Annotated in this window: 10 protein-coding genes; 8 read left to right on the top strand and 2 right to left on the bottom strand. The window is 46.7% G+C overall.

Annotation, left to right across the window (positions count from 1 at the left end; all coding sequences use genetic code 11):
- Positions 1-13 precede the first annotated feature (13 nt).
- On the bottom strand, positions 14-1555 hold the full coding sequence (ppx, locus tag AC1HDJ_RS05535) for an exopolyphosphatase (protein ID WP_479534029.1): 1542 nt from the start codon (positions 1553-1555) through the stop codon (positions 14-16).
- Positions 1524-3629 carry a polyphosphate kinase 1 gene (ppk1, locus tag AC1HDJ_RS05540; RefSeq protein WP_479534031.1) on the bottom strand — a complete coding sequence of 702 codons (2106 nt, stop codon included), beginning with the start codon at positions 3627-3629 and terminating at the stop codon, positions 1524-1526. The genes ppx and ppk1 overlap by 32 nt, the downstream gene beginning before the upstream one ends.
- 220 nt (positions 3630-3849) lie before the next feature.
- On the opposite strand from ppk1, the gene AC1HDJ_RS05545 reads away from it, so the two are divergent.
- The 8 genes from AC1HDJ_RS05545 to ric all read left to right on the top strand — a co-directional run bounded on the left by AC1HDJ_RS05545 (position 3850) and on the right by ric (position 13431).
- Complete coding sequence (locus tag AC1HDJ_RS05545) at positions 3850-6084, top strand: ABC transporter permease subunit (protein WP_479534033.1); 2235 nt, start codon at positions 3850-3852, stop codon at positions 6082-6084.
- A gap of 10 nt (positions 6085-6094) precedes the next feature.
- On the top strand, positions 6095-7744 hold the full coding sequence (pstA, locus tag AC1HDJ_RS05550) for a phosphate ABC transporter permease PstA (RefSeq protein WP_479534035.1): 1650 nt from the start codon (positions 6095-6097) through the stop codon (positions 7742-7744).
- Between the two features lie 36 nt (positions 7745-7780).
- The gene (gene pstB, locus AC1HDJ_RS05555) at positions 7781-8599 is read left to right on the top strand and encodes a phosphate ABC transporter ATP-binding protein PstB (RefSeq protein ID WP_438622471.1); all 819 of its coding nucleotides are present in this window, start codon (positions 7781-7783) and stop codon (positions 8597-8599) included.
- Between the two features lie 15 nt (positions 8600-8614).
- Positions 8615-9322, top strand: a complete 708-nt coding sequence (gene phoU / locus AC1HDJ_RS05560; RefSeq protein ID WP_438622472.1) for a phosphate signaling complex protein PhoU — start codon at positions 8615-8617, stop codon at positions 9320-9322.
- Between the two features lie 277 nt (positions 9323-9599).
- On the top strand, positions 9600-10355 hold the full coding sequence (locus AC1HDJ_RS05565; RefSeq protein ID WP_479534037.1) for an oxidative stress defense protein: 756 nt from the start codon (positions 9600-9602) through the stop codon (positions 10353-10355).
- Positions 10356-10462: 107 nt separating this feature from the next.
- Entirely contained in the window at positions 10463-11119 is a 657-nt protein-coding gene (rpiA, locus tag AC1HDJ_RS05570; RefSeq protein WP_438622536.1) for a ribose-5-phosphate isomerase RpiA, read from the top strand.
- A gap of 238 nt (positions 11120-11357) precedes the next feature.
- Positions 11358-12587 carry a phosphoglycerate dehydrogenase gene (gene serA / locus AC1HDJ_RS05575; protein WP_479534039.1) on the top strand — a complete coding sequence of 410 codons (1230 nt, stop codon included), beginning with the start codon at positions 11358-11360 and terminating at the stop codon, positions 12585-12587.
- A 148-nt stretch (positions 12588-12735) separates the two neighbouring features.
- Complete coding sequence (gene ric, locus AC1HDJ_RS05580) at positions 12736-13431, top strand: iron-sulfur cluster repair di-iron protein (protein ID WP_479534041.1); 696 nt, start codon at positions 12736-12738, stop codon at positions 13429-13431.
- Positions 13432-13445: the final 14 nt, after the last annotated feature.

Raw genomic sequence — 13445 nt, forward strand, 5'->3', positions numbered from 1 at the left:
GCGCTTAGGGAGGTTATTCCGCCAGCGGCGCTTCAGACAGTGTCAATGACCAGCCTATATCCTGTAAATACTGTTGCTCTATCTCAAGGTCGGCCTGTACCAGCATATTTTGCTGAAGATATTGTGCCGGTAAACTGAGTTCCCAATCGTGATCTTGCGTTGATAACCGTGCAAATGCCGGTGGATTAGTGGCCTGACGCTGCTTATTAAGCAGCACACTCAGGCGCAAAATCCGAATCAACGGGTAGAGTGATTTTTTCTTAAACAGAGCAAATGAGGGCATCACCTCAAGTTTTAATGCTTTACGCTGATAACGTGCCAGCGTAGCCAGTAGGTTTTGTTGCTCTTGGTTAAAGCCGGGTAAATTGGTGTGTTGTAGAATATAGGCTGAGTGGCGGTGAATACCGCTGTCATTAATACTTAACCCTATTTCATGCAGCAATGCTGCCCAGCCGAGCAGAATTTCAAGTTTCGGGTTGGCAGCATCCGCGTTAGCAAACAGCCACTGATGATACAAGTTCATTGCCGTATCGCGCACACGGCCAGCCTGATCGCGGTCAATTTTATAACGCTCGGCAAGGCTTAGTGCGGTGCGAACCCGAATATCTTCAAAGCGAAACCGCTCCTCCATCTCATACATCACGCCTTCACGTAATGCTCCATCAGAAAAGCGCATTTCACTAATTTTCAGCTCATCAAAAATTCCGCATAAAATCGCCAAGCCGGGCACGAAAACTGATTGCCGATCTTCTGACAAACCGGCCAGTTTCAGCGAATCCATATCTGGAAATTCCAGCACTTTATCGACAATACGGGTTAAGCGCTCACGCGAAATACGGCCGTCTTTATCGCCCATTGCAATAATCACTTCATGCACAGCTTTGATCGAACCTGAAGAGCCAAGTGCAAAATCCCAGTTTAACTGGCGATATTGCCAGCTCAGGTTTTCGAGCTTTTGTTGTGCCGCCACACAGGCTTTTTTAAATTCGGTAGCCGAAATTTTACCGTTGGGGAAAAAACGCTGAGCAAAACTGACGCAGCCCATCTGGCGGCTTTCAGCAAATATCGGCGTAAACCCTTCACCGATAACCATTTCAGTAGAGCCGCCGCCAATGTCTACCACCAAACGGCGTCCGGTTTCCGGCTGGGTATGGGCAACACCTAAATAGATTAAACGTGCCTCTTCTTGACCGGCGATAATTTCAATAGGAAAGGGCAGTACGGCTTCAGCCTGCGTCAGAAAATCCTCAACATTGGCGGCACGGCGCAGCGTATGTGTTGCCACAATACGTACGTTATCTTCATCAAAACCTTGTAAGCGTTCAGCGAACATCGCTAAACAGGCAATACCTCGATCAATGGCTTCTTGGCTGAGGTGATCATTACTGTCTAATCCGTCGGCTAAATGCACCCGCTGTTTAATGCGTGATAAGATCTGAAGAGATCCATCAACAACCCGAGCGACCACCATATGAAAACTGTTTGATCCTAAATCAATGGCCGCAATCTCTTTGGGTTTGTTCTCAGTTGTGGCTGATAGTGTGGTGATTGGCATCGTTTTCGGCCTGCTGTTCGCGTAGTTCCACGCCCTTAAAATAATCATAGATAGCCAGCTGAGATTGTAATTTACGTTTATTACCACGCGGTACATAACGGTTACTCAGCTCTTTATCGATGATCCGTGCTTTGACTGTGTCATTAAATTGCAGATTAAGAATATCTAATACCTGCTTTTTCAGTTCGGCATCTAAAATAGGGGTGCCCACTTCAATACGATAATCAATGTTGCGCGTCATCCAGTCGGCGGAAGAGATATACACCAAGGTATCGCCGGCATTTTCAAATGCATATACCCGCGGGTGCTCTAGATAGCGGTCGAGAATACTGGTGATGTGAATATTTTCACTAACATCTTTTAGCCCCGGTACCAATGAGCACATACCACGTATTAGCAGCCGTACGGTAACGCCCGCATTTGAAGCAGCATACAGGCGATCAATCAGCCCTTTATCCACCAGATTATTGATCTTAAGAGAGATCCCTGATTTTTGCCCGCTTTGTGCATGCAAAATTTCCTGATCGATCAATTTATACAACATTTTGCGCGAATTTTGTGGTGATACAATCAGGTGTTCGAAGGTGACTGGGCGGTAAGGGTTCTCAATAAAGTTAAATACCCGCCGAACTTCATTGGTGATGCGTGGATCACGCGTCAGCAGGGTGAAGTCAGTGTATAAACGTGCAGTTTTCTCATGGAAATTGCCCGTACCTACGTGTGCATAGCGCTCGTACACCTCGCCTTCACGGCGGGTAATCAGGCAGAGTTTTGAGTGAATTTTTAATCCAGGGATAGAGAAAATCACATGCACGCCGGCCTCAGTGAGCTGTTTTGCCCAGTGAATATTTGCCTCTTCATCAAAACGGGCTTGCAACTCAACCACTACCGTCACTTTTTTACCGTTATTGGCGGCATGGATCATCGAATCAATAATGCGCGAGTCTTTCGCTACCCGATAAATATTGATTTTGATTGAAACCACGTTCGGATCAAAAGAGGCTTGCCGCAACAACTCAGTAAAGTGATTAAATGTGTGATAAGGGTAATACAGCAGAATATCCCGCTCTTTGATGGCATCAAAAGCCGTATCGTGGCGCAGGAAAATTGACTGCTCAAGCGGTGGCATCAGCTTATTCACCAATGAAGGTTTGCCTACGTTAGGGAAACCGATGAAATCTTTAAAGTTATGGTAGCGGCCACCCGGAATGATCGAATCGTAAGAGGAAATACCCAGCTTTTCTTTCAAGTAATCGACCAGTTCATCCGGCATATCGCGCTGATAGACGAAACGTACCGGCTCAGCAGTTAAGCGCTGTTTTAAACTAAATGACATCTGCTCAAGTAGGCTTGATTCAAGCTCATTGACTAAATCGTACTCGGCATCACGCGTCATTTTCATTGAGTATGCGGTGAGTGAGTCGTACTCAAAAAATCCGCGGAAAATATCATCAAGACAAAAACGGATCACATTATCGAGTAAAATTATGGTCTTGCGTCGGCGTGGTTTCTCTTGCGGTAACGTAATAAAGCGCGGTAAACGATTCGCGGGGATCTCAATCAGCACATATTGCGTGTCTGACTCTTTACGCATTTCGACAACCAAATAGGTATAGTCATCTTTTAAAAACTGAACCAGATCAACTTGTGATGAAAGCATCGTCGGGGTAATGAACTGTAATACATTCTGCCGAAAATACTCTTTCAACCAGTTTTTCTGGCTGTCGGCAATCTGGCGTTCATTGACCAGAAAAATCTGGTTACGCGCCATCTCTAATAACAATTCGTTATAAAGAGAGTCAAAATCTTGATTCATTCGTAGAACACGAGACTGGATTTTTTTCAGTAAGTGGCGGGCACTGGCTTCCGTTCCCTGCTCTTCATTGATCAGAATACGGCGCTTTACATCAGCAAAGCGAACTTTATAAAATTCATCCAAGTTATTGGAATAAATACCTAAAAAACGCACTCGCTCAATCAGCGGGTTGGTTTTATCCGCCGCTTCTTGTAGCACCCGCTCGTTGAAAGACAGCCAACTGAGCTCTTTTTCAATATACAACTTTTCCAGACTCATACTGTGTCCTTAAATCATCCATGCAACGTGTTGCTATTTACCCGCAGTAATACCCTGTTTTCTCGTAAATTAACAACCGTAAGTTCTATGATAAGAAATATAGAATATTGTCTTAATATCAACACATTAGTCTGAGTAAGTCTACAGATGTGAGTTGTCACATGTTTGTAATATAAACGACATACAATCCGTAACTATCATGTAGTCAATGGGAATACTCATGGTTGACGTAGTCAGTCTTTCTTTAAAGGGAAGCAAAAGCAGAGCGCTCAAAGATAAGCTTGCAAAATACGGTGTTACCGGTGGCGGGATGTTGGTCTTAGTTGCCTTAATGCTGATCTTTTTTTACCTGCTTTACATTATTTTACCGCTATTTAAATCCGCTTCTGTGGTTAAACAGCAGCAGATCGCAATTGATACACATAAACCCGCTATTTTACTCGGTCTTGATGAGCGTAGTGAAGCGGGCTACCGGCTAACACAAGACGGTGAGATCACCTACATTCAGTTAGTCGGTGATCGTGCTGATAAGCCCGGTACGGTGCTGTTAAAGCAGCAGCTGAGCCAGAATGTCTCTTCTGTTGCAAAAACAATACCCAGTGTAGGGGTTTATGCGCTAGGTAATGCGGATGGTTCGGTAACGGTGTTTCAGCCGCAGTTCTCATCTATCTTTGGTGAGGATAACCTGCGTCATACCAGCCCGAAACTGAAGTTTCCGCTGGGCGAAACTCCACTGCTGCTGGATAGCCAAAAGCAGCCGTTAGTGCGTTTAGCCATTAGTACACAAGATGAATCCGCTGAACTGGCTGGTTTAACCGCCGATCATCGCTTGTTATTCGGTAAATACGAAGCACAAGAGAACATGATGAGCGGTGATATTGAGTGGAAAGGGGATGTGACAACCGTACCTGATCTGCCCAAGCAAGTCAGTGATCTGCTGATTACTCCGAATGGCCGCTTCTTGTATGTGTTATCGGCCAAGCAGCTGTATATCTATGATCTGCGTGGCGATAGCCCAGAACTCCGTGAAGTGGCGGTATTAACCACAGAGGCGACGCCGACTCAGCTATCGCTCATGGCCGGTGGTAGCTCATTATTGGTCGCCAGTGATGACGGTAAGATCACCCAATGGTTTGATGTTAATACCGGTAAAGGTCCAGTACTGACCAAAATTCGCGAACTGGCAACCGGCAGTGCGGGTGTACAAAAAATTCAGCCGGAATATTTCCGCCGAGGCTTTGCTACGCTGCATAACAATGGTGATGTTGGGCTGTATTACACCACCAGTGAAAACCGCTTATTTCAGGAAAAATTGCTGGATAAAAAGCCGTATGCGTTGACCATTTCGTCACGGGCAAACGGTATGCTGCTGGAAGAAGAGGGTAACTGGGCACTGTTTGATGTACACAACGAACACCCGGAAGTGAGCTGGAGTGCGCTGTGGAATAAGGTTTGGTATGAAGGTTACCGTGAGCCGCAATATGTGTGGCAATCCACCTCTGCCAGTGATGACTTTGAGTCAAAACTTAGCCTTGTTCCTATTTCGTTTGGTACGTTAAAAGCGGCATTTTATGCGATGTTGTTTGCCGTGCCACTGGCTCTGTCGGGCGCGATTTATACCGCTTACTTTATGTCGGCAGGTATGCGCAAGATCATCAAGCCAACGCTGGAAATTATGGGGGCATTGCCGACCGTTATTTTGGGCTTTTTGGCTGGTTTGTGGCTGGCTCCGGTACTCGAACAGTATTTAACGGGTGTTGCTACTTTCCTGATTGCGTTACCGCTCTCGATTTTGCTGACAGCATTTTTGTGGGGCAAAATTCCGGATCGTTTACGTCATCATATGCGTGAAGGCTGGGATGCACTCATTCTGATACCGGTAATTTTACTGGTGGCGTATGCCTCGTTTAGCCTGAGTCCGGTTATCGATCACACCTTTTTTGGCGGCGATATTCGTAATTTCCTCAGCAATGAGCTTGGCTTTACGTTCGATCAGCGTAATGCGCTGGTTGTCGGTATTGCGATGGGTTTTGCGGTTATCCCAAGTATTTTCTCGATTGCCGAAGATGCGATTTTCAGTGTGCCGCGTAATTTAACCAACGGCTCACTGGCACTCGGGGCAACCCCATGGCAAACCCTGACTCGGGTGGTGTTACTGACTGCTAGCCCGGGGATCTTCTCTGCGGTGATGATCGGGCTTGGCCGTGCCGTGGGTGAAACTATGATCGTATTGATGGCGACAGGGAATACACCGATTCTCGATTGGAGTTTGTTCCAAGGGCTGCGCACGCTGGCAGCGAACATTGCCGTTGAGATGCCGGAAGCAGAAGTGGCCAGTACGCACTATCGGGTGCTGTTCTTGACCGCCTTTGTTCTGTTTGTCTTTACGTTTGTGTTCAACACCATAGCCGAATATATCCGTCAGCGTTTACGCGATAAGTACAGCTCGCTGTAAGGGAAGAGTGATGAATAAGTGGTTTAAATCAGGAACTCCTTGGATCTGGATGACGGCGGGAGCCGTCTCCTTAAGCCTGATTGCAGTGATTGGGCTGTTGGTGCTAATTGGTGCGCGCGGTTTAGTCTATTTCTGGCCGCACACTGTGTATCAGTTTGAGACAAAAACGCCGCAGGGTATTGAACAGGTTATCGGTGAAATACACGGTAAAGAGTTGGTTCCACGTGAACGCTTACTGGCCAATAACGTTGACCTGTATGGCAGTGAAGAGACTGATATCCCACGTTATCTGATCAAAACCGGAAACCGTGAGTACGTTAATCTTGATTTCCGTACACTGCTTGATACCGAAATCACCAAACGCACTGTTCCTGAGGGCGTGATGGTGGTTGAACGTACCAAAAACGGGAATTTTTACGGTTTTCTGACCGGTATGACAGAACATGGTCAGCCGCTGGTTGCCTCTGATCTGAAAAGTGAAATGCAGCGCCGTTTGAGTCGGGTGCTTGAGCTTGATGATCAGATAGAGCGTCTGCAAAAAGTTGAGATTGGCGCAATTAACTACGGGCTTGAAAAGCTGCGCATGAAAGAGCGCCGCTTGCAGCTTAATGGCACGACCAACGAAAAAGAAGAAGCGCAAATCGCCGCCGATCGGGAAGGCTTTAACCGCCAGTATGCGGTACTTGAAAAGCAACTGATGAGCCTGCGTGATCAAACCGATCGCGATGCGCTGCTCGTGCGTGATATGCGTGGTGAGATTGTCAGCATTCCGATGTCAAATGTAGTCGATGCGTATTACCCGAATGACATGCACGGTGTTGCAAAAGTCGGGCACTGGTTTCATCAGGTCTGGAAATTCCTGACAGAAGACCCGCGCGAAGCCAATACCGAAGGCGGCGTATTCCCAGCCATTTTTGGTACGGTGTTTATGGTGCTGCTGATGTCAATTTTGGTGACGCCACTGGGGGTGGTTGCCGCGATTTACCTGCATGAATATGCCAGTAAAAACGTGGTCACCAAGATGATCCGTATTGCGGTGATTAACCTTGCGGGTGTGCCTTCCATTGTCTACGGCGTATTTGGGTTAGGCTTTTTTGTCTACATGATTGGCGGCAATATCGATAAATTGTTCTATCCAGAAGCGCTGCCAAACCCAACCTTTGGTACGCCGGGGGTCTTGTGGTCAGCCATTACACTGGCGATTTTGACTCTGCCGGTAGTTATCGTATCAACCGAAGAGGGGCTATCACGAATTCCTAGTGCGGTACGTCAAGGTTCACTGGCGCTAGGGGCTACCAAAGCTGAAACTTTGTGGCGGATTGTGATCCCTATGGCCAGCCCAGCAATTATGACTGGATTGATTTTGGCCGTTGCGCGCGCAGCGGGTGAAACTGCCCCGTTAATGCTGGTGGGCGTGGTGAAGTTAGCACCGACCTTGCCGGTTGATCTTAACTTCCCATATGTGCATGTTGATCGTAAATTCATGCACTTAGGCTTCCATATTTATGATGTTGGCTTCCAAAGCCCGAACGTTGAAGCGGCTCGCCCTCTGGTGTTCGCAACCTCGTTCCTGCTGGTGACCGTGATTGTGGGTTTGAACCTGACCGCAATTGGCATCCGCAACCATTTACGTGAAAAATACCGTTCAATGGATATTTAACCAGCCGGTGATAGGCAGTATTGACAGGAAATAGCAATGATTACGATTAATGCTGATGCAGCAGACGCTCAGACGTTGGATTTGGAAAACCTGACGGCCGAACAAACCGCGCTGGAGGTGAAAAACTTAGATCTGTTTTACGGGACAAAGCAGGCGTTGTTTAACGTCAACATGAAGATCCCGAAAGGGCAAGTTACTGCATTTATCGGCCCGTCAGGGTGTGGTAAATCAACCTTACTGCGCAGCATCAACCGGATGAATGATCTGGTTGATAGCTGCCGGGTTGACGGTGAGATCTTACTGCACGGCCAGAATATTTATGATAATTCGGTTGATGTAGCAGCCCTGCGTCGCCGCGTAGGTATGGTATTTCAGCGGCCAAACCCGTTTCCAAAATCGATTTATGAAAACGTCGTGTATGGCTTGCGTCTGCAAGGGGTAAAAGATCGCCGTACCTTGGACGATGCCGTAGAGCGCTCACTGCGTGGTGCAGCTATCTGGGATGAAGTGAAAGATCGGTTACATGAAAATGCCTTTGGTCTATCAGGTGGGCAGCAACAGCGTTTGGTGATTGCTCGTGCCATTGCGATTGAACCGGAAGTGCTTTTGCTCGATGAGCCGACCTCGGCACTGGATCCGATATCAACATTAACCATTGAAGAGCTGATCAACGAGCTGAAGAACAAGTACACTGTGGTGATTGTAACCCACAACATGCAACAGGCAGCTCGCGTATCCGATCAGACGGCGTTTATGTATATGGGCGAGTTAATTGAGTATTCCGATACCAATACCCTGTTTACAACCCCGAAGAAAAAGAAAACCGAAGACTATATTACTGGTCGTTATGGTTAATGGATGGGTGCTGATATGGACAATATGCAATTAAATAAACACATTTCCGGCCAGTTTAATACCGAACTGGAGAGCATCCGTACTCAGGTCATGAGTATGGGCGGCTTGGTTGAACAACAACTGACAGATGCGATTCGCGCAATGCACGATCGTGATGAGAATTTGGCCCGTCGGGTGATTCAAGATGATGCCAAGGTCAACATGCTGGAAGTCTCTATCGATGAAGCTTGTGTGCGGATCATTGCCAAGCGTCAGCCGACCGCGAGCGATCTGCGTTTGGTGATGGCGATCATCAAAACCATCGCAGAACTGGAGCGCATCGGTGATGTTGCCGAGCGGATAGCTAAAACGGCGCTGGAAAACTTTACCAGCCAGCATCAGCCACTGCTAGTTAGCTTGGAATCACTCGGTAGCCATACGGTACAAATGCTGCATGATGTACTCGATGCATTTGCCCGGATGGATGTGGATGCGGCGATTCGCGTATACCGTGAAGATCGCAAGGTGGATAAAGAGTACGAAGGAATTATCCGCCAGCTGATGACCTATATGATGGAAGATCCACGTTCGATTCCAAATGTGCTTACTGCTATGTGGTGTGCGCGGGCCATTGAACGTATCGGTGATCGTTGCCAGAACATCTGTGAATACATCTTCTACTTTGTCAAAGGTAAAGATGTCCGCCACTTAAATGGCGATGATATTGAACAGATGTTGCAGTGATCAGCAGCGTAAAGATAACCTTGGTGTGAGTGATCACACTGATAAGACGGTGTGATCCTGAGATTCAAAAGCCCCTTAATTGGGGTTTTTTATTGAAAAAAACGGAATATTTGGTTGATGGTGGGCTTATCCTGCCTTGATTATGTTTGACCCTTATCATTCATTGCTAAATATGTCTGCGGGCTAACAGGCTCTTGAAAGCGGCAGGGTAACTTACCATACTGGATATCAGCAAAAGGCTGCACTCATGCAGGCTAAAGTGTACTAAGGAGTTGTCATGAACTTAAAAGTCTTAACGATGGCCGTGATATTGGCTGTTGCGCCAGGTGTATCAATGGCATCAACTATGCTACCTGCGACACAAGCGGCTGAAGTAGCCACAGCATTAGCGCCTGTTCCTACTTTGGCGACGACCGGAAACGGTAGCGTTGATGCCGTACCGAATATGGCAACCCTCTCTATCGAAGTGAATCAAAGTGCTAAAACTGCCGCTGATGCAAAAACACAGGTTGATACACGCGTCAGTGATTACATGGCATTTCTAGAAAAAAATGGGGTAGCAGTAAAAGATATTAATGCTGCAAACCTGATAACTCAGCCGGAATACCAGTATGTGCAGGATAAAGCCCCGACACTGATCGGTTACCGCGCCATTCGCCATGTTGATGTAAAAGTGATGGATCTGAGCAAACTCAATGATCTGCTAAATGGCGCATTAAAAGCCGGGTTGAATGATATTCAGGGTATTCAGATGGGTGTTTCCGACCCACAAAGTTATCAGCTAAAAGCCCGTGAAGCAGCGATTAAAGATGCCATTAGTAAAGCTACATCTGTGGCGAACGGGTTTGGCGTAAAAATTGGTCAGGTTGAGCAAATTCGTTACGACACCAGTGCCCAGCCACAGCCAGTACCACCAATGTTGCGTATGGCTGCGTATGCGGATGCCGCTAATGCCAAAGTGAATCAAAGCTATCAGCAACCGACACTGCATTTTACCGATCAAGTTGACGTGGTTTTTAGCTTGAATAAATAAGCAATATCTCTGCCGTGGGTATTCGAACTGAATTGGTTGAACAGATACAGCGTAAGCATGCTGATAGCGGTATAATGGTCGGATACCCACTCTCGGAGGATAGCGAGATGACACAAGACGAGCTAAAGAAAGCAGTAGGCTGGGCAGCACTCGAGTACGTACAACCGGGCAGCATTGTTGGTGTAGGTACAGGGTCAACGGTAAATCATTTCATTGATGCACTTGGCACAATGAAAGAGCAGATTAAAGGTGCGGTATCAAGTTCTGAGGCTAGCACCGCCAAACTGCGTTCACTGGGCATTGATGTTTTTGATGCCAATGAAGTCGGCAGTTTGGATGTGTATGTTGATGGTGCGGATGAAATCAATGCCAATTTGCAGATGATTAAAGGCGGCGGTGCGGCTCTGACGCGTGAAAAAATTGTCGCCGCTATTGCCAAGCAGTTTGTATGTATCGTTGATGCCAGTAAGCAAGTGCATGTTTTGGGCAATTTTCCACTTCCGGTGGAAGTGATCCCAATGGCACGTTCTTATGTTGCTCGTGAGTTGGTTAAACTCGGTGGTGATCCGGTTTATCGTCAGGGTGTGAAAACCGATAACGGCAATATCATTCTTGATGTACACAATATGTCGATTGTTGAGCCTAAAGTGCTCGAAGATAAAATCAACAATATTGTCGGGGTAGTTACGGTCGGGTTATTTGCTCAGCGTCCGGCAGATGTTGTGCTGGTAGGTTCGGCTGATGGCGTGAAAACTGTCAGCTAAATACGTTATTACAGCAATATCTGATATAAAAGAGCGCAGTAGCGCTCTTTTGTTTTTTGAGTACGTGAGGGTGCTATTTTTTTGTCCTGTTAATCCCCTGAAAAATTTTCTATTTTTTCTTTTCTGCCTGCGAATTGTTCCTTTCCTACGTTACTTAATTTCTGTTATTTTGACTAAAGGATGACCACTCATTGAGTGGAAAGTGAGTCTGCTTCAGGGTTGATGTAAGGATTGAAACATGGCTAAGGTTTCACTGGAAAAGGATAGAATCAAATTCTTGCTGTTAGAGGGCGTTCACCCAAAAGCAGTAGACCTGTTACGTTCGGCGGGTTACAGCAATATTGAGTATCACAAGGGGGCATTGAGTGATGCTGAGCTGAAAATAGCCATTCGTGATGCCCATTTTGTCGGGTTACGTTCGCGTACTAACCTCACTGAAGATATTTTTGCGGCCGCTGAGAAACTGGTTGCGGTAGGCTGTTTTTGCATTGGTACCAACCAAGTTGACTTAAGTGCGGCCCAGCGCCGCGGTATTCCGGTTTTTAATGCGCCGTTTTCAAATACCCGCTCTGTAGCTGAAATGGTGTTGGGGCAGATTTTGCTGCTACTGCGCCGCATTCCTGAAGCCAATGCGCGTGCGCATCGGGGAGTATGGAATAAGAGCGCGGATGGTTCATATGAAGCGCGCGGCAAAAAACTCGGTATTATTGGCTATGGCCATATTGGTACTCAGCTAGGTATTCTGGCTGAATCGGTAGGCTTGAAAGTTTATTTTTACGATATTGAAAATAAATTACCGCTAGGGAATGCCGAGCAAGTGGCTAGCCTTGCTGACTTGCTAAATATGAGTGATGTAGTGAGTTTGCATGTACCGGAAACGCGATCAACCAAAGACATGATTGGCAGTGCTGAATTAGCGCAAATGAAGCGTGGTGCAATATTAATTAATGCTTCGCGTGGTACGGTGGTTGATATTCCGGCATTGTGTGATGCACTGAAAAGTGAGCATCTCTCTGGCGCGGCAATTGATGTTTATCCAACTGAACCTGCCACCAATAAAGAGCCTTTTGTATCACCGTTATGTGAATTTGATAATGTGATTTTGACTCCGCATATCGGCGGATCAACGCAAGAGGCGCAAGAGAATATTGGTATTGAAGTGGCTGGTAAATTCATTAAGTACTCGGATAACGGCTCAACGTTATCGGCAGTCAACTTCCCTGAAGCTTCTTTACCGGGGCACGGTGGTGCTCGTCGTTTGCTGCATATCCACGAAAATCGCCCAGGTGTATTGACGCAACTAAACCAAATTTTTGCCGAAGAGGGCATTAATATTGCGGCTCAATATCTGCAAACAACCCCTGAAATTGGCTATGTAGTTATTGATGTGGAAACTGAGTTTGCTGAACGGGCATTGGTTCGGATGAAACAGATTAACGGAACGATTCGCGCCCGTATTTTGTATTGATTTACTCCCTGTTAAGTTGATTTGGCGTTTACGCTTTGTGGCGTGAGCGCCTTTTTTTTTATCTTCTTTCGGTCTTGCATAAATTTTAAGTTGTATTTAAAATGCAACTTAATGAGTGAGGTAATCTGTTCGGGTGGTAGAGAAAAATATGAATTTGTTAGCGTGCCGAGTGGGTGAATTGGTTAGCCAAGATTTTCGTAATGCACATGTGTTTAGCCGCTTTGGCATTGATTTTTGTTGCGGGGGTGGGCGAACGCTGGCCAGTGCTTGTGAGCGTGCCAAGGCAAATCCGGCTGAGGTTGTTGCCGAACTAAGCGCATTGCAGCTGGGTGGAAATGCAGATACCACGTTAGCAGAGCTTAGCACGCCTGAGTTAATTGAGCATCTGGTCAATACTCACCACGGGTATGTTCGCCGCACAGCGCCGCTGTTGCTTGAATACAGCCAAAAAATGGTGCGGGCTCACGGTGAAAAGTATGCCGAAATTCTTCCTTTTGCCGGTTTTATTCGGGCGCTGATGGATGACTTGTTGCCACATCTGATGAAAGAAGAGCAGATTTTATTTCCTGCTATGTTGAATTTGGTTTCCGGTGTGCAAGAGCAAACCTGTTTTGGCCATATCAGTAATCCGATTCGGGTGATGGAGCATGAACATCAAGATGCAGGCGAAATCATGGCGAGTCTGCGTGAAATGACCAACGGCTTTACGCCACCAGAATACGCCTGTACAACATGGCGGGTGTGCTTGGCAACATTGGCTGAGTTTGAGGCTGATTTGCATCAGCACATTCATCTAGAGAATAACTTGTTATTCCCAAGGATGCTGGTGTTGGCACAATCGTAATAGAAGAGGGATAA

The organism is Plesiomonas sp. ISS29, from assembly GCF_056522795.1.